The organism is Parabacteroides sp. B2-S-102 (assembly GCF_023656665.1).
Lineage (GTDB): Bacteria > Bacteroidota > Bacteroidia > Bacteroidales > Tannerellaceae > Parabacteroides > Parabacteroides distasonis.
This window is the reverse complement of sequence record NZ_JAMOKM010000021.1, coordinates 37,278-60,072: the sequence shown is the minus strand read 5'-3', so window position 1 is coordinate 60,072 and position 22,795 is coordinate 37,278. Positions and strand designations below refer to the sequence as shown.

General features: G+C 45.6%; 22 protein-coding genes and 1 tRNA gene. 17 read left to right on the top strand and 6 right to left on the bottom strand.

The genetic code is table 11. The features are described from left to right. The first annotated feature begins 3 nt into the window (after positions 1-3). The 12 genes from NBH07_RS19190 to NBH07_RS19135 all read left to right on the top strand — a co-directional run bounded on the left by NBH07_RS19190 (position 4) and on the right by NBH07_RS19135 (position 12,869). On the top strand, positions 4-1,131 hold the full coding sequence (locus tag NBH07_RS19190; protein ID WP_005859806.1) for a hypothetical protein: 1,128 nt from the start codon (positions 4-6) through the stop codon (positions 1,129-1,131). Between the two features lie 5 nt (positions 1,132-1,136). Continuing rightward, positions 1,137-3,002 carry a DNA topoisomerase IV subunit B gene (locus NBH07_RS19185; protein WP_005859805.1) on the top strand — a complete coding sequence of 622 codons (1,866 nt, stop codon included), beginning with the start codon at positions 1,137-1,139 and terminating at the stop codon, positions 3,000-3,002. After that, the gene (coaD, locus tag NBH07_RS19180) at positions 2,989-3,462 is read left to right on the top strand and encodes a pantetheine-phosphate adenylyltransferase (RefSeq protein ID WP_005859804.1); all 474 of its coding nucleotides are present in this window, start codon (positions 2,989-2,991) and stop codon (positions 3,460-3,462) included. Before NBH07_RS19185 ends, coaD begins: the two co-directional genes overlap by 14 nt. Positions 3,463-3,485: 23 nt before the next feature. Further along, positions 3,486-5,075, top strand: coding sequence for a S41 family peptidase (locus tag NBH07_RS19175; RefSeq protein WP_250833576.1), 1,590 nt, complete (start codon positions 3,486-3,488; stop codon positions 5,073-5,075). A gap of 21 nt (positions 5,076-5,096) precedes the next feature. After that, positions 5,097-5,624: a chromate transporter gene (locus tag NBH07_RS19170; RefSeq protein WP_005859800.1), complete on the top strand. Its 528-nt coding sequence runs from the start codon at positions 5,097-5,099 to the stop codon at positions 5,622-5,624. 1 nt (position 5,625) lies between these two features. Next, the gene (locus tag NBH07_RS19165; RefSeq protein WP_005859799.1) at positions 5,626-6,177 is read left to right on the top strand and encodes a chromate transporter; all 552 of its coding nucleotides are present in this window, start codon (positions 5,626-5,628) and stop codon (positions 6,175-6,177) included. 122 nt (positions 6,178-6,299) lie between these two features. Then, the gene (locus tag NBH07_RS19160; RefSeq protein ID WP_005859798.1) at positions 6,300-7,616 is read left to right on the top strand and encodes a TolC family protein; all 1,317 of its coding nucleotides are present in this window, start codon (positions 6,300-6,302) and stop codon (positions 7,614-7,616) included. A gap of 116 nt (positions 7,617-7,732) precedes the next feature. Beyond that, positions 7,733-8,959, top strand: a complete 1,227-nt coding sequence (locus NBH07_RS19155) for an efflux RND transporter periplasmic adaptor subunit (RefSeq protein WP_005859796.1) — start codon at positions 7,733-7,735, stop codon at positions 8,957-8,959. Positions 8,960-8,967: 8 nt separating this feature from the next. Beyond that, positions 8,968-9,708, top strand: a complete 741-nt coding sequence (locus tag NBH07_RS19150; RefSeq protein ID WP_005859794.1) for an ABC transporter ATP-binding protein — start codon at positions 8,968-8,970, stop codon at positions 9,706-9,708. A gap of 37 nt (positions 9,709-9,745) precedes the next feature. Then, positions 9,746-10,966 carry an ABC transporter permease gene (locus NBH07_RS19145; protein WP_009016784.1) on the top strand — a complete coding sequence of 407 codons (1,221 nt, stop codon included), beginning with the start codon at positions 9,746-9,748 and terminating at the stop codon, positions 10,964-10,966. 83 nt (positions 10,967-11,049) lie between these two features. Then, positions 11,050-12,117 carry a sensor histidine kinase gene (locus NBH07_RS19140; protein ID WP_005859790.1) on the top strand — a complete coding sequence of 356 codons (1,068 nt, stop codon included), beginning with the start codon at positions 11,050-11,052 and terminating at the stop codon, positions 12,115-12,117. Further along, positions 12,114-12,869: a LytR/AlgR family response regulator transcription factor gene (locus NBH07_RS19135; protein ID WP_005859788.1), complete on the top strand. Its 756-nt coding sequence runs from the start codon at positions 12,114-12,116 to the stop codon at positions 12,867-12,869. Before NBH07_RS19140 ends, NBH07_RS19135 begins: the two co-directional genes overlap by 4 nt. A gap of 7 nt (positions 12,870-12,876) precedes the next feature. Here the strand turns inward: NBH07_RS19135 and dacB are convergent, their stop codons facing one another. Further along, on the bottom strand, positions 12,877-14,334 hold the full coding sequence (gene dacB, locus NBH07_RS19130) for a D-alanyl-D-alanine carboxypeptidase/D-alanyl-D-alanine endopeptidase (protein WP_005859786.1): 1,458 nt from the start codon (positions 14,332-14,334) through the stop codon (positions 12,877-12,879). Positions 14,335-14,392: 58 nt separating this feature from the next. Between dacB and NBH07_RS19125 the strand changes: the two genes are divergently transcribed. The 3 genes from NBH07_RS19125 (at position 14,393) to NBH07_RS19115 (ending at position 17,155) form a co-directional block, all read left to right on the top strand. Continuing rightward, entirely contained in the window at positions 14,393-15,550 is a 1,158-nt protein-coding gene (locus NBH07_RS19125; RefSeq protein ID WP_005859784.1) for an AI-2E family transporter, read from the top strand. Positions 15,551-15,619: 69 nt separating this feature from the next. Next, positions 15,620-15,692 (top strand) — tRNA-Lys (locus NBH07_RS19120). A 242-nt stretch (positions 15,693-15,934) separates the two neighbouring features. Further along, a complete protein-coding gene (locus NBH07_RS19115) occupies positions 15,935-17,155 on the top strand; it encodes a site-specific integrase (RefSeq protein WP_009016787.1) in 1,221 nt (406 codons plus the stop codon). A gap of 309 nt (positions 17,156-17,464) precedes the next feature. Here NBH07_RS19115 and NBH07_RS19110 read toward each other — a convergent pair whose 3' ends face one another. From NBH07_RS19110 to NBH07_RS19095, 4 genes are all read right to left on the bottom strand, one after another. Then, positions 17,465-17,992 carry a GNAT family N-acetyltransferase gene (locus NBH07_RS19110; RefSeq protein WP_009016788.1) on the bottom strand — a complete coding sequence of 176 codons (528 nt, stop codon included), beginning with the start codon at positions 17,990-17,992 and terminating at the stop codon, positions 17,465-17,467. 92 nt (positions 17,993-18,084) lie between these two features. Continuing rightward, positions 18,085-18,378 (bottom strand): helix-turn-helix domain-containing protein, encoded by a 294-nt coding sequence (locus NBH07_RS19105; RefSeq protein ID WP_009016789.1) that lies wholly within the window; start codon positions 18,376-18,378, stop codon positions 18,085-18,087. A gap of 53 nt (positions 18,379-18,431) precedes the next feature. Further along, on the bottom strand, positions 18,432-18,725 hold the full coding sequence (locus NBH07_RS19100; RefSeq protein ID WP_009016790.1) for a DUF3876 domain-containing protein: 294 nt from the start codon (positions 18,723-18,725) through the stop codon (positions 18,432-18,434). Then, the gene (locus NBH07_RS19095; RefSeq protein ID WP_009016791.1) at positions 18,712-19,026 is read right to left on the bottom strand and encodes a helix-turn-helix domain-containing protein; all 315 of its coding nucleotides are present in this window, start codon (positions 19,024-19,026) and stop codon (positions 18,712-18,714) included. The genes NBH07_RS19100 and NBH07_RS19095 overlap by 14 nt, the downstream gene beginning before the upstream one ends. A gap of 226 nt (positions 19,027-19,252) precedes the next feature. Between NBH07_RS19095 and NBH07_RS19090 the strand changes: the two genes are divergently transcribed. Further along, the gene (locus NBH07_RS19090; RefSeq protein WP_009016792.1) at positions 19,253-20,017 is read left to right on the top strand and encodes a LuxR C-terminal-related transcriptional regulator; all 765 of its coding nucleotides are present in this window, start codon (positions 19,253-19,255) and stop codon (positions 20,015-20,017) included. Here NBH07_RS19090 and NBH07_RS19085 read toward each other — a convergent pair whose 3' ends face one another. Then, positions 20,018-20,611 carry a hypothetical protein gene (locus NBH07_RS19085; protein ID WP_009016793.1) on the bottom strand — a complete coding sequence of 198 codons (594 nt, stop codon included), beginning with the start codon at positions 20,609-20,611 and terminating at the stop codon, positions 20,018-20,020. Positions 20,612-20,737: 126 nt separating this feature from the next. Between NBH07_RS19085 and NBH07_RS19080 the strand changes: the two genes are divergently transcribed. Next, positions 20,738-22,789 carry a HelD family protein gene (locus tag NBH07_RS19080; protein ID WP_009016794.1) on the top strand — a complete coding sequence of 684 codons (2,052 nt, stop codon included), beginning with the start codon at positions 20,738-20,740 and terminating at the stop codon, positions 22,787-22,789. Positions 22,790-22,795: the final 6 nt, after the last annotated feature.

The following is a 22,795-nucleotide window of genomic DNA, read 5'->3' as shown; positions in this document are numbered from 1 at the left end:
CCGATGAGCGTAGAGATAAGAGAAGTTACCAGTAAGAAGGAGCTTAAGAAGTTTGTCAAGTTCAATATCGAATTATACAAGGGTAATCCCTATCACGTACCGGGTTTAATAGAGGAAGAGATGATGACGCTGGATAAGAAGAAAAATCCGGCGTTCGAGGTGTGCGACGCTATTTACTTCCTTGCCTATAAGGACGGGAAGGTGGTAGGCCGTATCGCCGGTATGGTGAATCGCCCGAGTAACGAGGCTTGGGGACAGAAACGTGCCCGCTTTGGTTTCGTAGATTTTATTGATGATGACGAGGTGGTTGATGCCCTTTTTGGCGCTGTCGAGAAATGGGCCCGCGAACAAGGCATGGAGGAGATCCACGGTCCGATGGGCTTTACCGATATGGATCACGAGGGTATGTTGATCGAGGGTTTCGATCAGATCGGTACGATGGCTACAATTTATAATTATCCCTATTACCCCAAGCAAGTGGAGCGTATCGGATACGGAAAGGATCAAGATTGGCATGAATTTAAGATCTATATACCGGATGGCGTTCCCGAGAAGCATTTGCGTATCGGCGAGATCGTGAAGAAGAAATACGGATTGAAGGTGCTGAAGTTCAAGAACGCTAAGGAGATTATGCCTTACGCCCGTCCGGTATTCCATACATTGAATGCGGCTTTCGCTCCCTTGTATGGTTTCGCGCAATTGACCGAGAAGCAGATCGATTATTATATCAATATGTATATCCCTATGCTGCGTTATGATTTGGTAACGCTGATCGTAAGGGAAGAGGATAATGCGGTGGTTGGCTTTGGCATCTCCCTGCCCAACCTTTCGAGAGCCTTGCAAAAGGCTCGTGGGCATATGTTACCCTTCGGGTGGATTCATTTGCTGAAAGCGTTGAAGAGCAAACCGAAAGTAATCGACCTGTATTTGACAGGAGTCTTGCCGGAATATCAAAGTAAAGGCGTGAACGCTTTATTATTTAATGACTTGATTCCGGTCTATAAGCGTATCGGTGCCGTTTACGCCGAGAGTAACCCGGAGCTGGAAACGAATAGCGCCGTACAAGCGCAATGGGATTATTTCAAGCGAGAGCATCATAAATCAAGAAGAGCGTATATTAAAAAGTTATAAGAGATATGGATGAGCTGAATTCAACGATACAACAACCTACGGAATATAACGATGATGACATCAAGACACTGGACTGGATGGAGCATATCCGCCGGCGTCCCGGTATGTATATCGGAAAACTGGGGGACGGTAGCTATGCCGATGATGGTATCTATGTGTTGTTGAAGGAGGTGCTGGATAACTCTATCGACGAGTACATGATGGGGTACGGCAAAAGTATCGAGGTGACTATCGAGGAAGGTACGGTAGCCGTGCGGGATTATGGCCGTGGTGTCCCTCTGGGTAAGGTCGTGGATGTGTCTAGCAAGATGAATACCGGCGCTAAATACGATAGCAAGGCGTTTAAGAAATCCGTGGGTTTGAATGGTGTGGGTATCAAGGCGGTGAATGCCTTGAGTAGTTATTTCTTGATAACCAGCTACCGTGACGGAGAGTGTAAGCGGGTGGAATATAGTAAGGCGATCGTCACGGAGGAATCGGATATCCAACCGACCGGGGAGGCGAACGGTACGCAGGTGTTTTTTGTCCCGGATCGGGAGATCTTTAAGGATTATCATTATAAGGACGAGTTTATCGAGGGGCTATTAAAGAACTATGTCTTCTTGAACTCGGGACTTTCCATTATTTACAACGGCAAGCGTTTCTATTCCCGCAACGGTCTGGTGGATTTGTTGAACGAGAATATGACCACCGAGCCTCTTTACCCGATCATCCACCTGAAAGGGGAGGATATAGAGGTGGTTATCACGCATAGCAACCAATATGGAGAGGAATATTATTCGTTCGTGAACGGCCAGCATACCACCCAAGGCGGTACGCACCTTTCTGCTTTCAAGGAGTCTATAGGCCGTGTCATCAAGGAATATTACAATAAGAATTTCGAGTATTCGGATATTCGTGCGGGTATCGTGGCCGCTATCAGCATAAAAGTGGAGGAGCCTGTATTCGAGAGCCAGACAAAGACCAAGCTCGGCTCGAAAGATATAGGACCGGACGGCCCTACGGTAGCGAAGTTTATCGGTGATTTCATCAAGAATGACCTGGATAACTATTTGCATAAGAATATGGAGACTTCGGAGCTTTTACTGAAGAAGATCTTGGAGTCCGAGAAAGAGCGCAAGGCGATCGCCGGTGTTACGAAGCTGGCCCGCGAGCGTGCGAAGAAAGCGAATTTACATAATAAGAAACTAAGGGATTGCCGGATTCACCTGACCGACTCGAAAGGGGATCTGCTAGAGGAAAGTAGTATCTTTATCACGGAGGGTGACTCGGCTAGCGGTTCTATCACGAAGAGCCGTAACCCGAATTACCAAGCTGTATTTAGTTTGAGGGGTAAGCCCTTGAATAGTTATGGCTTGACAAAGAAGATCGTTTACGAGAACGAGGAGTTTAACTTGCTTCAAGCGGCCTTGAATATTGAGGATGGCTTGGAAGGTTTGCGGTATAATAAGGTGATTATCGCGACAGATGCCGACGTGGACGGGATGCATATCCGTTTATTGTTGATTACCTTCTTCTTGCAATTCTTCCCCGATTTGATTAAGCGTAATCATGTTTATATCTTGCAAACCCCGTTATTCCGGGTACGTAACCGGCAGAAGACGTGGTATTGTTATTCAGAGGAGGAACGCTTGGCTGCCATAGCCGCTGCCGGGAAGAATCCGGAGATCACCCGATTCAAAGGTCTGGGAGAGATCTCTCCCGATGAGTTCAAGCATTTTATCGGCAAGGATATACGCCTTGATCCGGTGACAATGAAGAAAGAGGACCTCGTGAAAGATATGCTCGAGTTCTATATGGGGAAGAATACCATGGAGCGACAGAACTTTATTATCGATAACTTAGTGGTTGAAGAAGATGTCATCAATTGAAAATAAACGTATCGCGCTTTTTCCCGGTACCTTCGATCCTTTTACGATCGGGCATCAATCCTTGGTAAGGCGTGGGTTGGAACTGGTGGACGAGATCGTGATCTCGATCGGTATCAACGATAAGAAGCTTACCTATTTCTCCTTGGAGAAGCGGATGGAAGCGATCTGGAATCTATACAAGGATAATCCAAGGGTGAAAGTCATGTCATATAATCAATTGACGGTGGATTTCGCTAAAGAGGTCGGAGCCGGCTTTATCTTAAGAGGAATCCGTACGGTCAATGATTTCGAATATGAGAAGACGATCGCGGACGTGAATCGTAAGTTGACGGGTATCGAGACTTTTATCTTGTTTACGGAACCGGAGCATACGCATATTAGCTCAAGCATTGTCCGTGAGTTGTTACGCTACGGCAAAGACATTTCCCAATTCGTCCCTAAAGAGACGAGATTGTATTGAAAATTATGAAACGAATATATCTGATGAAAAGAATCGTCTTATCCCTGCTGATCGTCCTAGGTGTGTTTACCGGAGCGACAGCGCAAAAAGCGAATATGGATGCCCGGAAGCTCCAATTGGCTTTATTCGCTATATCTAATCTATATGTCGACTCTACTAGCGAGACGAAGTTGGTGGAAGACGCTATAGTCGGCATGTTGGATAAGCTAGACCCTCATTCCAATTATATGGACCCGGAGGAGACGAAAGAGATGACCGAGCCTTTACAAGGCAATTTCGATGGTATCGGCATACAGTTCAATATGTTGACGGATACGCTTTACGTGATTCAGGTAATCCCCGGAGGTCCCTCTGAGAAGGTGGGGGTGATGGCGGGCGACCGTATTATCCAAGTAGACGATACCTTGATCGCCGGCGTGAAGATGAAGACTACCGATATCATGAAGAAACTACGCGGACCGAAAGGTACCGAGGTGCGTGTGAAAGTAAAGCGAGGCAAGTCGCCGGAATTGATGGATTTCAAGATCGTTCGCGGTAAGATTCCCGTGTATAGTCTGGATGCCGCTTATATGGCGGATAAGAATACCGGTTATATTAAGTTGAACCGTTTCGCCGCTTCTTCCGCCGATGAATTCAGGGAGGCGTTGGAGAAGCTCCGGAAACAGGGCATGAAGAACTTGATTCTGGATTTGCAGGGAAATGGTGGGGGATATTTGAATATCGCCATAGAGTTAGCGGATGAGTTCTTGGATAAAAACCGGTTGATCGTTTATACGAAAGGGAGTAAGCAACCTCGTGAGGAGGCGAACTCTACCGCTCGTGGACAATTCCAAGAGGGACGTTTGGTCGTGCTGGTGGACGAGTCCTCGGCTTCGGCCAGCGAGATCGTCTCCGGCGCTATTCAAGATTGGGACCGTGGAGTGATCGTAGGTCGCCGTACCTTTGGCAAAGGTTTGGTACAGAAACCGATTCCCCTGCCGGATGGTTCCATGATTCGTTTGACGGTTTCCCGTTACTATACACCCACCGGACGTTGTATACAAAAGCCTTACGAGAACGGGAAGATGGAGGAGTACCACCATGATCTGATCGACCGTTATAACCGGGGGGAGTTGATGAGTGCCGATAGCATTCATTTCCCGGATTCAATGAGGTATAACACCTTGGTTACCGAGCGTACCGTATATGGGGGTGGAGGTATTATGCCGGACGTGTTCATCCCGGTAGATACGGCTCGCTATACGGATTATCACCGGAAACTGGTAGCTTCCGGTTTGGTCAATCGGGTGTCCATGAATTATCTGGATCGTAATCGGAACCAGATGATGGCTAAATATCCGAAATTCCAGCAGTATAAGCAAGGTTTCGTGGTCGGAGAGGATATCATGGAGGAGCTTCTGAAGATGGCCGGCGATGAGAAGATTGAGTTTGAGGAAGAGCAATATAATCGTTCGAAGCCGTTGATCATGCTTCAGATCAAGGCGCTTATCGCACGGGATCTCTATGATATGGCGCAGTACTTCCAGATTATCAATGATGATAATCCAAGTTACCAGAAAGCGCTTCAGATTATTAATAATAAAGAAACTTACAATAGGCTTTTAGGACGTTAGCCAACGTAAACTGATAAGGGTATGTATTGGACGCTTTTTCTGACATTCGTGAAAATCGGTATGTTTACCATCGGAGGTGGTTACGCCATGTTGCCGCTTATCCAGCGGGATGTGGTAGACCGGGGGTGGATGACGAAAGAGGACTTTATCGACGTTTTCTCCGTGGCCCAATCGTTGCCGGGTATTTTCGCCGTGAATATAGCGATCTTCGTGGGTTATAAACTGAAGAAGACATGGGGCGGTTTTGTTTGTGCCTTGGGCACGATTCTCCCTTCTTTTGTAATCATGCTCTTGATCGCATTATTCTTTACGCAGGTAAAGGATAATGTATGGGTGGAGAAGGCGTTTATGGGATTGCGTCCGGCGGTGGTCGCCTTGATCGCCGTGCCTTGTCTGACAACCGCACGTTCTATCAAGTTGAGTTACGTGCAAATGATCATACCTGTCGGGGCGGCATTGCTGATCTGGATGGGTGGGGTGTCTCCCGCTTGGATTATCTTGGCGGCTATAGCCGGAGGTTTGGTGTATGGTTTAAATAAGAAGGGCTGATATGATTTGGTTACAATTATTATATGTATATCTGAAGATCGGTATATTGGGCTTTGGTGGTGGGTATGCGATGTTATCCTTGATACAAGCCGACGTGGTGGACCGCTATGGTTGGATTTCCTTGCAGGAGTTTACCGATATTGTCGCTATCTCTCAAATGACACCCGGACCGATCGGTATCAATAGCGCCACCTATATAGGGTATACGGCGGTGCATAATGCGGGGTATTCGGAGACGATGAGTATCCTAGGATCTTGCCTGACGACATTTGCGGTATGTCTGCCTTCTTTCTTATTGGTCCTTCTGATCTCTTATTTCTTCGCTAAGTTTCGGAATAATAAATATGTAGAGGCGGCTTTCCTTGGATTACGCCCGGCTACGGTGGGACTGATCGCTGCCGCTGCCTTGCTATTAATGAATAAAGAGAACTTCATCGACTACAAGAGCTTCTTGATCTTTGGTGCCGCTTTCATCCTAACATGGAAATTCAAGGTACATCCTATCTTGATGATCATCTTGGCGGGTATCGCGGGTATTATTTTATATTGGTAATCCCGATGTCGATGGAATTGCCCGTTTAATCGGTGAAAACAGCCCCTTTTTCTAGTCTGGTTGCCCATGTTTTTAAGGTAATATAGTTTTGCTTTCGTAAAAAGATAGAAAACGAAGGCAATATGAAACAATACGCTTTATTATTCGCATGTCTGTTCTTCCTCTGTGTAGGGAGTAAGGCACAAGAGCAACCTACCCGATGGACGTTGCGCGCTTGCTTGGATTACGCTTTGGAGCATAATATCCAAGTAAAGAAAAGCAAGGTGTCGCATCTTTCCGGTATAGAGGATACGAAGCAGGCGAAAGCACAGCTTTTCCCTTCCCTTTCGGCTTCGGTTACCCAAGGATTCGTGAATTATCCTTCGAGCGACGCCGCTACGAATAATAGCTATAGCGGTAATTATGCGCTGAACGCTAAATGGACGCTTTTTGATGGAGGGCAACGTGTACAGGCGATCAAGCAACAGGAAATACAAAATACCGTCGATGAGCTGGGTATCGAGCAAAACGAGGATGATATCCAAATCTCCTTGATACAGACCTATATGCAGGTACTATATGCGATGGAGTCCGTTCGTATCAACCAAAATACGGTCGAGGTATCTACGGCGCAACGGGATCGTGCGGTGGAGTTGCTACGTGCCGGTTCGATCTCGAAAGTGGATTTGGCTCAGTTGGAAAGCCAGTTAAGCACCGATAAATATCAATTGGTCGTAGCCCAGACGAATCTAGACAATTATAAGTTGCAATTGAAGCAATTACTAGAACTGGATATAACCGAAGAGATCGAATTGGTGATGCCGGAGCTTACGGAGAAAGATATCTTAACCCCGCTTCCGAGCAAGCAAACGATTTACAATACCTCTCTGGCCGTGATGCCGCAAATAAAGAGCAGTGAGCTGGCCGTGGACATCGCCGAGCTGGAGAAGAAAAAGGCGAAAGGTGCTTTCCTTCCTTCGCTCTCCATGAACGCCGGGCTGGGTACCGGCCATCTTTCCGGAACGGATTACGCTTTCGGTAGCCAGGTCTGGAATAGTTTCAACGAGAGTGTCGGATTGACGATCAGCATCCCTATCTTCAGTAACCGTCAGTATAAGACGGCCTATAACAAGGCGAAATACGCGATTACCACCAGCCAGTTGGAGTTGCTGAATACCCAAAAACAATTGCTGCAAACCGTGGAGGGGATCTATCTGGACGCTACCTCGTCGCAGACCCAATATACCTCGGCTACCGAACGCTTGAGTTACGTGAAAGAAAGCTATAACTTGATCGATGAGCAATTCAGCCTCGGTATGAAAAATACGCTTGAGCTATTGACGGAGAAGAACAATTATCTGACCGCCCAGCAAGAGCAGCTACAAGCGAAATACATGGCCTTGATGAGCGTTCAATTGCTGAATGTTTATCAGAAGAAGCCGGTTGCGGAGAATTATTAACCCACTAATGGATATATTTACTCCACTCTCTTTTTTCAAGGTTACCCTGCGACGGAGGTCGCGGGGGCCTTTTGAACAAGAATACAACGTAAAACAGAAATAAAACGAATCAGAATATGGACAAGAAGAAACTAATCATGGGCGGTGTTGCCGTTATCCTTATAGCGGGGGGCGTGTTCCTTTTCACGGGCAAATCCTCGAAAGGCGGGATCAAGCTGGAGACCGCTAAAGTAGGGCGCAGCACGATCACGAATACGGTTACGGCCACCGGTACGGTAGAGCCCGTTACCGAGGTTGAGGTAGGTACGCAGGTCTCCGGTATCATCGATAAGTTGTACGCTGATTATAACGACGTGGTGAAAGCCGGCCAACTGATCGCCGAGATGGATAAGATCAACCTCCAAGCCGAGCTTCGTTCCGCCGAGGCGCAATTGGCGAGCAGCAAGACGGAGTTCGAGTATCAACAGAAGAACTACGCACGTAGCAAGGTGCTTCACGAGAAACAATTGATTAGCGATACGGATTATGAGACGGCTACCTATAATTACGAGAAGGCGAGGGCCGCTTACGACCAGAGTCAGGCCTCCATGGTAAAGGTAAACCGTAATCTCGAATATGCCACGATCACGAGCCCTATAGACGGAGTGGTTATCAACCGGGCCGTTGAGGAAGGGCAGACCGTTGCCGCCGGCTTCGAGACCCCGACGCTGTTTACCATTGCCGCCGACTTGACGAAGATGCAGGTAATAGCGGATGTGGATGAGGCGGATATAGGTAATGTGGAGGAAGGCCAACGGGTTAGTTTTACGGTGGATGCCTATCCGAACGATCAATTCGAGGGCGTGGTTCGCCAGATTCGCCTTGGGGATAGCGAAAGCACCTCCAGCGCTTCTTCCAGTACTTCTTCTTCTACGGTCGTTACCTACGAGGTAGTGATTACGGCAGATAATCCGGACTTGAAACTGAAACCTCGCTTGACGGCGAATATCACGATTTATACGTTGGAACGTGCGAATATCCTGACCTTGCCGAACAAGGCACTTCGTTTTATCCCCGAGCCCGCCATCATGGAATCGTTGGGTATGACCGTGACGGATCCGAATGCGGAGGTACAACCCGGAAAACGCTTGGTTTGGTCCCGCCAAGGAAATACCTTGAGCCCGAGGCAGATTACGGTCGGAACCAGCAACAACAGCGTGACCGAAGTAACCGAGGGCTTGAGCGAGGGCGATGAGGTAGCCGTAGATTTAGCGAGCGCCGCCAACATGCCGGAAGTAGGTGCAGGAGCGGAGCGTAGCCCCTTCATGCCGGGCCCTCCGGGAAGCAACAAAAATAAGAGATAGTTTGCGTCATGAAAGAAATTATCAGATTAGACAATATAAAACGAGACTTCCACGTTGGCGACGAGACCGTCCATGCCCTGCGAGGCGTGTCGTTCACGATTCGCGAGGGGGAGTTCGTTACGATCATGGGAACCTCCGGCTCCGGAAAGAGTACGTTGCTGAACACGCTGGGTTGCCTTGATACTCCTACGAGCGGGGAGTATTACTTAGACGGAGTATCCGTGCGCACCATGAACAAGCGGCAGCGAGCGACCCTCCGGAATCGCAAGATCGGATTCGTTTTTCAAAATTACAATCTGTTGCCGAAGACGACAGCGGTAGAGAACGTAGAGCTTCCTCTCATGTACAATCCTACTTATAAAGCGGCCCAACGTAGGGAGAAGGCGGTCAACGCCTTGATCGCCGTGGGCTTGGGAGACCGACTGATGCATAAAAGTAACCAGATGTCCGGTGGCCAGATGCAGCGTGTGGCGATCGCCCGTGCCTTGGTGAACGATCCGGCGGTGATCCTTGCGGATGAGGCTACCGGCAACTTGGATACCCGTACCTCTTTCGAGATCTTGGTGCTCTTCCAGCGCCTGCACGCCGAGGGACGCACGATTATCTTCGTCACCCACAACCCGGAGATCGCCCAATACAGCAGCCGGAATATCACGTTGCGCGACGGTCATGTAACCGCCGATACGGTGAATACGAATATCTTGAGCGCCGCCGAGGCTTTGGCCCGCCTGCCCAAGAATGATGATTAGAATAATGAATTAATGTGGTAATAGCATATTATTTAGAATGAATACGACGAATTTACTAAAGATAGCCTTCCGGGCCTTGGCCAACAACAAGCTGCGGGGATTCCTCACGATGCTGGGTATCATCATCGGCGTGGCTTCCGTGATCACGATGCTGGCCATCGGTCAAGGCTCGAAGCGGAGTATACAGGCGCAGATCAGCGAGATGGGCTCGAACATGATCATGATCCAGCCGGGAGCCGACATGCGTGGTGGTGTCCGCCAAGACGCCTCTGCCATGGAGACGCTGAAGCTACAGGACTACGAGGATATCGTGAACGAGACTCGCTACGTCTCCGCCACCTCGCCCTCCGTGAACAGTAGCGGGCAGGTCATCTATGGCGCCAACAATGCCCCGACCACCGTCTACGGTATCAGCCCGGATTATATGGAGATACGCCGATACGAGGTGGAGGATGGCGATATGTTCAGCGATCAGGACGTGCAGACCGCCGCCAAGGTATGCGTGATCGGGAAGACGGTGGTGGATAACCTTTTCCCCGGCGGAGAGAATCCCGTCGGTAAGGTGATCCGTTTCCAGAAGCTACCGTTCCGGGTCGTGGGCGTACTGAAAAGCAAAGGATACAACAGCATGGGAATGGACCAAGACGACCTGATCTTAGCTCCATACACAACTATTCAAAAAAAGATCTTGGCCATTACCCATTTGCAAGGCATAACTTGTTCGGCGCTCAAGGAGGAGTACACCGATCAAGCCATAGACGAAATATCGGAGATACTGAGGCGTAACCATAGGCTGCGGGAAACCGATGATGATGATTTCACGATCCGGAGTATGCAGGAGTTGAGCACGATGTTGACAAGTACGACGGATATAATGACGACGTTGCTGGCCGCGGTGGCTGGTATCTCTCTTCTCGTTGGTGGTATCGGTATCATGAATATCATGTACGTGAGCGTGACGGAGCGTACGCGGGAGATCGGCCTCCGTATGAGTATCGGTGCGAAAGGCATGGATATCTTGGCTCAGTTCTTGATCGAGTCTATCCTTATCAGCGTGACCGGAGGATTGATCGGCGTGCTTTTCGGCGTGGGAGCCGCCTTGATCGTGAATGTCGTGGCGCATTTCCCGATCTATATCCAGCCGTGGAGCGTACTGCTCTCTTTCGTGGTATGTACGGTGACGGGCGTGTTCTTCGGATGGTACCCGGCCAAGAAGGCGGCGCAGCTCGACCCGATCGAGGCCATACGCTATGAGTAGACGAATGCTCACTAGATAAGGCTACATGGCTCATATAACGGTAGGAATGACTATATTTGCGTAGCACTAAAGAGGATAATAAGATGAATGACACACCACAATCTCCCCCTATCAAAGGTTTGGGAAAGTTGATACACATCGCGGGATGGGGTATCCTGTTCTGCTCCCCCTTTTTCTTCACGGGGAGGGAGTCGCAAGTCACGTTCGAGGGCTATTTCCGGAGCATCATCGTGCCGCTTTCCTTCATGCTCGTCTTCTACTTGAATTACGGGTGGCTGGTGAGGCGGTATTTGTTTAACCGCCGGACAGGGCGTTTCCTGCTGATCAACCTATTGCTTATCGGGGGTATGATGCTGTTCGTGCATCTCTGCATGCGCTATTTCTATCCGCCGGAGATGCATCACCCACCCCGTCCGCCCCGCCCGTTGAACGAGACGGTGGGGTTCTTTCTCGTCAACGCCGTTATCTACTCCTTGGTAGCCGGCCTTAGCGTGGCGATCAAGATGACGGACGGATGGTACCGGGTGGCGGCTATCCAGCGGGAACTGGAGAAGGAACGTGCCGAGGCGGAATTGCAGAACCTGAAGAGCCAGCTTAATCCGCATTTCCTGTTTAATACGTTGAATAATATCTATAGCTTGATAGCGTTCAGCCCGGAGAAGGCACAGGAGGCGGTGCACGATTTGAGCCGCTTGCTTCGCTATGTCTTGTATGAGAGTAGCCAGCCTTTTGTCCCATTGGAGAAGGATTTCGACTTCCTTCGTAATTATGTGGAGCTGATGCGTATACGCCTGCCCAAACATGTGGAGCTGAAAACGAATATCGTCGCTTCCTCCCCGGGAACCTTGATCGCCCCCCTGTTGTTTATCTCCTTGGTTGAGAATGCGTTTAAGCATGGGGTGAGCAATAATAAGCCGTCTTTCATCCATTTGGATATCCATCAGGAGGGGGCGGAGGTAGTTTGTACTATTGTGAATAGCTATTTCCCGAAAAGCCCGGATCAAGATAAAAGTGGTTCCGGTATCGGGCTGGTGAATCTGGAGAAACGCTTGGGGCTGCTCTATCCGGGGCATTTCTCGTTCCAATGCGGTCGGGAGGGGGATAACTATTCTTCTTATCTATCAATTACTATAAACGAGACTGAGATATGAGATTGACTTGCGCTATTATTGACGATGAACCTTTAGCGGTTAGCTTGCTGGAAAGCTACGTCTTGAAAACTCCGTTTCTGGATTTGCAGGGGACTTATAATAGTGCCTTGGACGCTCTTTCCGACTTACGGGATCGGCCGGTGGATCTGCTTTTTCTGGATATCCAGATGCCGGAGTTGAGCGGATTGGAGTTCTCCCGTATCTTGAACGCCGATACTCGTGTCATCTTTACGACGGCTTTCGATCAATATGCCGTGGATAGTTACCGGGTAAATGCGCTGGATTATTTGTTGAAGCCAATTAGTTATCCGGACTTCCTTGCCTCGGCGAATAAGGCGTTGCGATGGTATGAGTTGCTCCGTAAGCCGGTGTCTTCGGAAGAGAAGGAAGAATCTGCGCCAATTGCGGAGAAGGGCGGGATGGAGAGTATTTTCGTCAAGAGTGAGTATAAGCTGTTGCAAATAGAGCTGCGCAAGATATTATATATTGAAGGATTAAAGGATTACGTGAAGATATTCGTGGAGGATGAGCCCCGTCCGGTCCTTTCGTTGATGAGCATGAAGAGTTTGGAGGATATGTTACCTTCGGATCGCTTTGTGCGTGTTCATCGCTCTTTTATCGTCCAGCCGGAGAAGATCAAGGTGATCGAGCGGAATCGGATTGTCTTTGGAAAGGAGTATATCCCGATCTCCGACAATTATAAACAGCATTTCCTAGAGATGATAGAGCGTAGATCGATCCTGCCGAAATAACCGCTGGTTAGTTGAACAACTGGAGCAATAATTTCTCTATCGCTACGGTCATAGGACGTCCGTCGCAGGAATAGTTGTTTACGAATAGGGCGATGGCGTATTGCTTATCGCCTTTGTTTATATATCCCGCGTATCCTTTTACCCGGCTCATGCTTCCGCTTTTAAGATGGGCTTTTCCTTGGAGGGATGAGCCTTTTAAGAAGTTCCTCACCGAGCCTTCTACCCCCGCTACGGGCAATGATTCGTAGAAGGCTGTGTGTTGTTGTGAACAGGTTTTCATATAAATCAATAAATCAGCTACAAAAGCTGTTGATAACTTGTTGGTAACCGCAAGACCGCTACCGTCGTACATCCAGACGCACGAGAGGTCGAGTCCTTTCCCTTGCCAATATTCCCGAAGCACTTGGATACCCCGGTTAAAAGAAGACAGAACCTCTCCCTTACGGGGCGTATAGCGTAGGCCGATTGTCTTGATCAAGGCATCGGCGAATAAATTATGGCTGACATGATTGGTCACTTCCACGATTTCCCGAAGCGTAGGGGAGTAAGTGGTAACAATCTCGGTCCGTTTCCCGGGTTGCCACCTACCGGCTTCCCGCAAGATACGGAAACAAGACGGTGATTCGCCGACCGTGATCCCTTCATGTTCCAATTGCCTAGTGAGATAATCCGCTAGGAAAAGAGCCGGGTCGGGAATATCCCCTTTGAGCGGATACCATTCCCGGTTAGCGGGGACAATGCCATATAAATAACGATCCGTGGCGAATGGCGCCCCTACGATAAAAGAACTATCCGAAGATACTTGCTGGGCCGTTAAGTAATTATGGAAATGGATGCCGGATAATTCCGGTTCGGTTCCTTTCAACTTCGGGCGGGTTCCGGGAGCTCCGGTTTGCAACCCTAATTTATAAAGATTGTCGAATACGCAAAGCCCATAGCTTCCGGCACCATAATAACTACCCATATCTTCGCCAACCCATTTAAGGGAAGTGCCTTCCGTGTCAAATATACTTTCATCAGCGATTACGGCTCCTTGTATTTTATGGATACCCACCTTTTTCAAGGCGGAGATCCATTCCTGTAGAAACCGCTTATGATCCGGGGCAAAATGCGCTGAGCCAAGGCTGGGATCTCCGCTTCCCTTGATATATAAATTGCCTTTTAACAAGCCGTTCTCGATGGAGCCGTCGTATTCTAATGCCGTAGGAAAGCGATAATCCTCGCCCAGTATCTCCAATGCGGTAGCGGTCGTAACCGTTTTCATGACCGAGGCTGGGGTCAGCTGCCGGATTGTATCGTAAGCGAATACCGTCTCGCCACTGTTAACCTCTTTCACGATCAAGGAAAATGAAGCTCCTTCCATATAAGGCTTGCGCAGGAATTGCTTGATAGGTTGTGGAGTCTGTGCCCCCACTGAAAGGTATAAGCAAGAAATGAGGAAGAAAAAGGATATTTTACGTATCATGATGTTTATATATTCTACTTTATTCTATCTTTGTCGCAAGCAAAGATATGAAAATAATATGAATCCACTGTTTGACAAGCCTTTTACGTTTGACCGTGTAATACGCATAGTGTTCGGTATACTGGTCATCTCAGGAATTATTTATTTGATAGCCTTATTACGAAACGCTTTGTTACCTTTCCTGATCGCTTGGTTACTGGCTTATATGATGCAACCGTTCGTAAAGTTCTTCCAATATAAATTATGTTTTAAGAGCCGCATCTTATCGATTATGGCGGTATTGGTGACTTTAGGGCTATTGATAACGTTGCTGGTAGTCATGGTCATTCCTTCCATCGCGGCTGAGGCGGATAAAACGCTAGAACTGATCCGCACACATGATCCCGGTGAAGGTCATGTCCCTTTGATCCCGCATTCATGGATGGAATATCTGGAAAGTAATGTGAACTTCGCCCAGATCATGGAGTTATTGAGTAAGGAGAATTTGTTGAAAGCGGTGAAGCAGATTGCGCCCCAGTTATGGTCTATCTTATCGAACACTTTCTCAATCCTTTTCAGTATCACGATCGTGTTCGTGATCTTGCTTTACTTTATTTTCATCCTTTTGGATTATGAGAAGATCGCGAATGGTTGGATCGATTTGATACCGGAGCGTTACCGTCCGTTCCTGCAAGGTTTGGCTGAGGATGTGGAATACAGCATGAACCGTTATTTCCGCGGACAATCGTTGATCGCTCTTTCTGTAGGGGTTCTCCTCGCGATTGGTTTTAAGATCATTAATTTCCCGTTGGCGGTCACGCTGGGCCTGTTTATCGGTGTGCTGAACTTAATTCCCTATATGCAGGCGATCGGTATTATCCCGATGATTCTATTGAGCTTATTGCGTTCGGCCGAGACTGGAGAGAACTTCTGGTTGATCTTTGGTATGGCTATTTTAGTCTTGGGTATCGTACAATGTATACAGGATTTATATCTTACCCCCCGCATAATGGGTAAGGCTATGGGACTGAATCCCGCCATCATCTTACTCTCATTATCCATCTGGGGAACGATCTTAGGCTTTATCGGCTTAATAATAGCCCTCCCATTAACAACCTTATGCTTATCTTATTATAAACGATTTATCTTGCATGAATATAATGAGTTAGATTCCAGAAGCCTTGCTCATCAACCTAAACAAGAGGAAATAAATTCAGATTTAATCGCAAAAAAATAGCCATATCTATTGCGTATTAAAAAAATATCCCTACCTTTGCACCCGCATTACAGAAGTAACGCATAGGATGATTCGCTAGCTCAGCTGGTAGAGCACAACACTTTTAATGTTGGGGTCCTGGGTTCGAGCCCCAGGCGGATCACTGAAAACAAAAGAAAAATCAAGCAAATCCCTGATAATCAGACATTATCAGGGATTTCTTTTTTCTGGCAGGTAGCAGAAAATAGCCGTTTCAAGCATATTATCGGTGGATAAATCGTGGGACTAAAATTTAGTTCAAAAAAGTCCCACGAATTTGCATCTTTCTCACTGATTCATAGTATTTTGCATAGACTTACTTTGGAAGAGAATACATAGTTTTGTAACTCTAAAAACGATGTAAAAATGGCTAGAAAATCATTTTCTGTTTTGTTCTTCATCAAGAAAGGCAAATTATTAAAGAACGGAGAAGCACCCGTGTGCATGAGAATCACCGTAAACGGCTGTATGGTAGATATTTCTATCAAAAGAAGCTGTCCTGTAAATCTATGGAATCAGGCAAAAGAGAATTCAAAAGGCAAAGACCGCATGTCGGTGGAACTGAACCACTACTTAGAAATCACACGTTCCCACGTACACCAAATTTATAGAGAACTGGAAACTTCCGGTAAGGTTATCACTGTTGATCTTGTTAGAAAACTGTATTATGGTGTGGACGAAGATAACAAAACGCTATTGCAGGTATTCAGAGAGCATAATGAGCAAAGCCGTAAGCTGATTGGAAAAGACTTTGTAAGTAAGACCGTCCAGCGGTATGAAACCACTACCCGATATTTAGAAGAATTCATTAAGAAAGAATATCAATTACCGGATATTGCCCTGAATAACTTGGAAGCCAACTTCATTTCTAAGTTCGATGCTTTTTTGAAGATTGAAAAAGGTTGTGCGCAGAACTCCGCTATCACCCGATTGAAAAATTTGAAGAAGATTATCCGCATTGCTTTGGAAAACGACTGGATAAAGAAAGATCCGTTTGCTTACTATCGCTTCAAACTGGAAGAAACAGATCCTGAATTTCTGACAATGGACGAGATTAAAATCATTCTCGCTAAAGAGTTCACAATTAAACGAGTAGAACAGGTACGTGACGTTTTTGTCTTTTGCATTTTTACTGGCTTGGCGTTCAGCGATGTGAAAGATTTATCACCCGAACACTTGGTAAAAGACAATAAAGGAGAACTTTGGATAAGGAAGAACCGCCAAAAGACCAAAATCATGTGTAACATTCCTGTGTTACCTGTGGCAGCTTCCATACTTGATAAATATAAGGATGTGGCAGAGTGTACCGGAAAACTTTTGCCTGTATTAAGCAATCAACGCATGAACAGTTATTTGAAGGAAATTGCCGATGTGTGCGGAATTCATAAAAATCTTAGTACACATACCGCCCGTCATAGCTACGCCACAAGCATTTGCCTTGCAAATGGCGTGAGTATGGAGAATGTTGCTAAGATGTTAGGTCATGCAGATACAAGCGTAACAAAACACTATGCAAGGGTATTGGATCAGAATATTTTCAAGGATATGCAAAAGGTGAATAGCTGTCTGTCGGAATTGGCTATATAAAGGTAGTAGCTAATATTGAAAAAGGATTGGGAAGAATGAGTTTCATTTTCTCAATCCTTTTCTTTTATTGTAAGTTTTCCAGAACTCAATATGAAGCATTGACAAAGGTAAGTTCCGTATTTAGCCTGTTCAAGTCCGAGCCTTCGGTTTAGATGAAAATCTTCCTCTCATTACATTTCGAGCGTATTTTCATCTAAAGACTTGCACAGACTAAATACTTCACTGGAAAAGTCAATGATTCAAATTAAATTCCGAAAAACAATGTTTTCGGGGCTGGCATGAGGGGAATGTCTTCCACTTGATTAGAGTTTAAACAAGTTTCTCATACAGTTTGAACCAATCCAGCCCATAGTTGCCAAAGCCTAAATCTACGGTATCAATGTATTCAAAACCGCATTTCTCATAGAGGGAGATTCCCGGAAGATTATTTTCATACACATCCAAACGGATGGATTTTATACCTGATTGTTGAGCCAGTTCAAACGAATAGTCCATCAAAGCACGACCGATACCCATTTTCAAGAATGAGGGATGCACCACAAAAGTACGTATCACAAAGATATGACTATAGTCAGCTTCTATTTTCCACCTTACATTATTATAGGCTTCATCGGGATGATGGTCTAAGATGATAGAGCCAGCTATCTTTCCATCATGCCTGACAACAAAAAGAGTATTATTTTCTATGCCAGCAACCGCATCTTCACGAATAGGATAAATGCCTTTTATCCATCCGGGATAATTGGTAGTAGCTGATAAATAATCATTCAGATCATCATACAGTTTTTCTAATTCGTCAATGTCGGTAGCCGTACCAGATTCTATTACAAACTTCATAATTTCAATTGTTTGGGATGCAAAGGTATAATTTCCACCTCAATAAAAGAGGTTTCCTTTTAAGATAGTGGAAATCATACTCTTTTAGATAGTTATTCTTTCCAACTTTCAAAGTAGTGCTTTTGAAGCAGTTTATCAATATCGCTCTGGCGATAGATGATTTTACCTTTTATCTGGATAAAGGGGATTAGCCCTGTATCTCGCCACTCTTGCAGGGTTCGCAAACTGACATTCAGTTTCTTGGAAACCTCATTATTAGAAAGAAAGCGTTCCCCATTCAGGTGGGGCTTGTAATGCTTGACTATAGATTCAATGCCATCCAGCATCGAATCGAGCGAAGAAATAAATTCTTTGACTTGTGGGGTTTCTTTATTTATTAGTTCCATGATTGAAAGATTGTTTTATTGAAATCTTGATTTCAAGATGGCTAGATAGCTGGCTAGTTACGCAGATAGTCACCCAGCGATGAAATGCTAACTATATCTTTTGGCGGATCATAATCTACATAGAGTCGTTTGGATGCAATGCCAATAAAATACTGGCTACCATCTTGCTGTATCTCATAAGTAGCGGGTGAAGCCTGTTTAGTGGTTTCCGATACATATATAATAGAAAGAAGATATTCTTTATCATTCCGGTAGATGATAACAGTAGGATTCAGATTAACGCTTTCCCATGTGCCGACAATAGAAAACAGGTTGAAGGACGGGTAATCTTCTTTAGTTCTTTTCATATGGCATGACTTGTTTGGGTGATTGATTTTGCGTTTCGCTGTCTGCAATAATACTTTCAATATCAGAAGACTTATAATAAATCTTGCTGCCGATTTGAGAATAAGCCAGCCGTCCACTACTTCGGTAATATTGCAGCGTTCGTTTGCTAAAGCCTAACAACAGGCATACTTCCTGACTATCCAGCCAGTTTTCTATTTTCTGGGTATGAGTGCTGCACAAACTTTCTATTCGTTTGGCAAACTCGGTGAACCGCTCGCAGACATACGAAAAGGTTCTCTTTTCAATGGTTACTACTTCCATACTTTTAATTTTAAATGGTTTATAAAACGTGTTGATTCTATTTTCATCGGCAAATGAAAGAAGAATCAAGAGCCGTTTTCAAAACTGTCCAGAAGTGGTATATCCTGTCTATCTCTGGCTCAATTCATTTGGAATATACTCATAGGATATTCTTTTTTGAACGCATTTACATAGAAAGTCAAATGGAAATAGAGATACGAAAAGATTTATCGCTTATCTTTGCCCCATGACTACCAACAAGATAACTCCCGAAGAATTATGGGCAAGACAGCAGATCAGCCCGCTGGATGTGGACTATGATTTGTGGAATGAACGCAGAGCATCTATACAGACATTCTCACAAATGAGCCAAAGTTGCATCTTTACGGTAGATGTTTTCAAAGAACGGTACGATTTTGCATCCGATAATTTTGCAACTATCTTCGGATATAACCCTACATGGATAAAGATGATTCGGAAGCAGGGGGATTTGTTAGAGGAACGGATTCACCCGGACGACCGGGCGCAACTCATCGAACACCAGATTGAACACGGACAGTTTATCTATTCACTTCCGCAAGAACAAAGAAATAATTATCAGCAGATATTCCAGATTCGTATGCTGAATGCCCAGCAGGAATATGTGAATGTAATCAGTCGCCACCAAGTAATTCAGAAAGACAAAAATGGAAAGGCGTGGATGATTATGGGAGTGATGGATCTTTCACCCGATCAAACACCTATGGAGCGAATCAAGCGGACGGTTATAAATCGGGAAACGGGTGAGATACTTGCATCGGCAGTTGTTCCGGCAGACCAACAATTAACCAAGCGGGAAAAGGAAATACTCTTATTAATCCGACAGGGCTTTTTGAGCAAGGAGATTGCTTATAAACTGAACCTTAGTATTTACACGGTGAACAATCACCGCAAGAATATATTAGCAAAATTGAATGTTGATAATGTGATCGAAGCCATTAATCGGGCAGAAAGTTTCGGTATTCTCTATTGATTACGGCAGCCAATCCAAGCTATTTGTCAGCGGATTGGTTTTTCTCCATTGTTCCAGTTCTTCATAATTGCGAACTCCACCCACGAAAACAGCATGATAGATTTCTATGCCGGGAATCTGTATCCCGTCCGGCACATCGAATTTTATTTGAATGATGGTTTGCTTGATTTCAGGGGTAAGTCGGTTCGTAATAGCAGCAGTTACTTTTTCAACCACACCATCATATTTTGAGCCTTTACGAATATGAATCATGTCGAACTTCCACGTGTTCATGTCCTCATCTTCGTAAATGGCGTGCCATTCGATGCATTCTTCTTCTGTCTGAATCAGATTCTTATAGTGGACTTCCTTTAAAGAAATCCGTTTGGCAAGCTCCTGCATCACTGAAAAACTGGCTGCAATATCCAATGTATCGGTATATATGTGCAGGTCTATATCCCTACTCTTTGCCAGCAGACCGGATTTGAGTGAGCCTACCAGATGGACGGTTGCCCCAATACGTCCCCATGCCGGGATAATACCGGTATGTTCCAGTATTTTCCAAGCGGTTTGCTGATTATGTAGGGCAAGTTTAAGAATATCCATGTCGTTCATTTTGAGCGTACAAAGATACAAAACTTATGGATATATAGCTATAAATAGCCATTTCCTATCCTATTGGATTGCAGTAATTTTGCGCACCGTTTTGACTCTATTTTCATCCTTTAGCAATAAATTACTATGGTATTCAATCAAACAGAGAAGCAAGAAAGAAGCTATTTGCAGCAAATAATCAATCGGCTGAAGCAGATAATCAGCCATACCGATGTGTCCGTGAAAGACCATGTAGATACATTGGCGGAGTACAAAGACTACCTTTGGAATAATAAAGATATTGATCCACATGAGATACGCTCTATGCGTGAAAGCATCCTGAATCATTTTGCCATAGGCGAAAGTGTAATTGACAAACGCCGACGGCTTGCCAAAATAGTGGATATTCCCTACTTCGGACGAATCGACTTTCAAGAGAAGAGCGAGAACCGTCCGATAATCCCTGTTTATATCGGCATTCATACCTTTCACGATACTGAAAGCCGGACAACCGTAATTTACGATTGGCGGGCGCCTATTTCAAGTATGTTCTACGATTACGAATTGGGTGAAGCATCTTATCAATCCCCATCGGGAGAGATAAAAGGGGATATTTCATTAAAACGGCAATACCGGATTCGGGCTGGAAAGATGGAATTCATGATCGAAAGTGCGCTGACCGTCCACGATGATATTCTGCAAAAGGAACTAAGTTCTAATGCAGATGATAAAATGAAGAATATCGTTGCCACCATCCAGCGAGAACAAAACCTAATTATCCGTAATGAGGAAGCCCGAACGCTCATCATTCAGGGTGTAGCAGGTTCGGGCAAAACTTCTATTGCCCTACATCGCATCGCCTATTTGCTGTATGCTTTTCAGGGCAGTATATCTTCAAAAGACATCTTGATTATTTCTCCGAACAAGGTGTTTGCCGATTACATCTCTAACGTCCTGCCCGAACTGGGCGAAGAAACCGTACCCGAAACCAGCATGGAACAGATACTTTCCGAAGTACTGAATCACAAATACAAATACCTTAGTTTTTTCGAGCAAGTGAATGAATTGCTAACAAAACCAACACCGGACTTTATTGAGCGAATCGAATATAAATCCTCTTTCGATTTCATCGCCAGTCTGGATCGCTTTATTTTGCACATCGAAAACCACTACTTTAGAGCAGAGGATGTGAAGCTAACCAAACATATCACCGTCCCGGCTGAATTTATCGAAGAGCAATTCCACCGTTTCAACCGCTACCCCATGCGCCAACGGTTCGAGGCAATGACGGATTATATTCTTGATATGATGAAAGTACAGTATGCTTTTACTGTGACGACTGCGGAACGGAATTTCCTAAAAAAAGAAATCAAGCGAATGTTTGCCGGAAACAATGACCTGCAAGTCTATAAAGATTTCTTCGCATGGATGGGTAAGCCGGAACTGTTTAAAATGCGGAAGAATCGCACACTTGAATATGCTGACTTAGCACCATTGGCATATCTGCATATCGCTTTGGAAGGTGGTACAAAGAACTATGTTAAACATTTGCTGGTAGATGAAATGCAAGATTATTCTCCAATCCAGTATAAGGTAATACAAAAGCTATTCCCTTGTCGGAAAACGGTATTGGGCGATGCCAGCCAGTCGGTTAATCCTTACGGCTCGTCTACTGCGGATATGATTCAGAAAGCTCTTGTCATGGGTGAAGTGATGAAGCTATGCAAAAGTTACCGTTCTACTTACGAGATCACTGATTTTGCACAGAAAATACGGACAAATACCGATCTTGAACCAGTCGCACGACACGGAGAGAAACCGAAAGTATTACAATTTAATAATGAGAAAGAAGAACTATCTGCTATTAAAGATTTAATAGCTACCTATCAGGCATCCGCCTATAAATCACTGGGGATTGTCTGCAAAACCGAATCGCAAGCCTGTGAGATGGCTGATAAATTACAAATTCCTGATATTCATTTCCTATCGAACCAAAGTTCAGCTTTTGTGCAGGGTATTGTTATCACCTCTGCCCACATGGCAAAGGGTTTGGAATTTGATGAGGTAATTATTCCACAGGCAGACGATAGAAATTATCATTCAGAAATCGACCGGAGTATGCTATATGTGGCGATCACGAGGGCAATGCACCGTTTAACACTGACATATAGCGGAACAAAACACACGCCATTCATCTAAATTTTC

What these genes read in the sequence shown, in the direction of transcription:
- NBH07_RS19190 (WP_005859806.1), top strand. Translation starts at nt 4, where the DNA reads ATGAGCGTAGAGATAAGAGAAGTTACCAGTAAGAAGGAGCTTAAGAAG.
- NBH07_RS19185 (WP_005859805.1), top strand. Translation starts at nt 1,137, where the DNA reads ATGGATGAGCTGAATTCAACGATACAACAACCTACGGAATATAACGAT.
- coaD (WP_005859804.1), top strand. Translation starts at nt 2,989, where the DNA reads ATGTCATCAATTGAAAATAAACGTATCGCGCTTTTTCCCGGTACCTTC.
- NBH07_RS19175 (WP_250833576.1), top strand. Translation starts at nt 3,486, where the DNA reads ATGAAAAGAATCGTCTTATCCCTGCTGATCGTCCTAGGTGTGTTTACC.
- NBH07_RS19170 (WP_005859800.1), top strand. Translation starts at nt 5,097, where the DNA reads ATGTATTGGACGCTTTTTCTGACATTCGTGAAAATCGGTATGTTTACC.
- NBH07_RS19165 (WP_005859799.1), top strand. Translation starts at nt 5,626, where the DNA reads ATGATTTGGTTACAATTATTATATGTATATCTGAAGATCGGTATATTG.
- NBH07_RS19160 (WP_005859798.1), top strand. Translation starts at nt 6,300, where the DNA reads ATGAAACAATACGCTTTATTATTCGCATGTCTGTTCTTCCTCTGTGTA.
- NBH07_RS19155 (WP_005859796.1), top strand. Translation starts at nt 7,733, where the DNA reads ATGGACAAGAAGAAACTAATCATGGGCGGTGTTGCCGTTATCCTTATA.
- NBH07_RS19150 (WP_005859794.1), top strand. Translation starts at nt 8,968, where the DNA reads ATGAAAGAAATTATCAGATTAGACAATATAAAACGAGACTTCCACGTT.
- NBH07_RS19145 (WP_009016784.1), top strand. Translation starts at nt 9,746, where the DNA reads ATGAATACGACGAATTTACTAAAGATAGCCTTCCGGGCCTTGGCCAAC.
- NBH07_RS19140 (WP_005859790.1), top strand. Translation starts at nt 11,050, where the DNA reads ATGAATGACACACCACAATCTCCCCCTATCAAAGGTTTGGGAAAGTTG.
- NBH07_RS19135 (WP_005859788.1), top strand. Translation starts at nt 12,114, where the DNA reads ATGAGATTGACTTGCGCTATTATTGACGATGAACCTTTAGCGGTTAGC.
- dacB (WP_005859786.1), bottom strand. Translation starts at nt 14,334, where the DNA reads ATGATACGTAAAATATCCTTTTTCTTCCTCATTTCTTGCTTATACCTT.
- NBH07_RS19125 (WP_005859784.1), top strand. Translation starts at nt 14,393, where the DNA reads ATGAATCCACTGTTTGACAAGCCTTTTACGTTTGACCGTGTAATACGC.
- NBH07_RS19115 (WP_009016787.1), top strand. Translation starts at nt 15,935, where the DNA reads ATGGCTAGAAAATCATTTTCTGTTTTGTTCTTCATCAAGAAAGGCAAA.
- NBH07_RS19110 (WP_009016788.1), bottom strand. Translation starts at nt 17,992, where the DNA reads ATGAAGTTTGTAATAGAATCTGGTACGGCTACCGACATTGACGAATTA.
- NBH07_RS19105 (WP_009016789.1), bottom strand. Translation starts at nt 18,378, where the DNA reads ATGGAACTAATAAATAAAGAAACCCCACAAGTCAAAGAATTTATTTCT.
- NBH07_RS19100 (WP_009016790.1), bottom strand. Translation starts at nt 18,725, where the DNA reads ATGAAAAGAACTAAAGAAGATTACCCGTCCTTCAACCTGTTTTCTATT.
- NBH07_RS19095 (WP_009016791.1), bottom strand. Translation starts at nt 19,026, where the DNA reads ATGGAAGTAGTAACCATTGAAAAGAGAACCTTTTCGTATGTCTGCGAG.
- NBH07_RS19090 (WP_009016792.1), top strand. Translation starts at nt 19,253, where the DNA reads ATGACTACCAACAAGATAACTCCCGAAGAATTATGGGCAAGACAGCAG.
- NBH07_RS19085 (WP_009016793.1), bottom strand. Translation starts at nt 20,611, where the DNA reads ATGAACGACATGGATATTCTTAAACTTGCCCTACATAATCAGCAAACC.
- NBH07_RS19080 (WP_009016794.1), top strand. Translation starts at nt 20,738, where the DNA reads ATGGTATTCAATCAAACAGAGAAGCAAGAAAGAAGCTATTTGCAGCAA.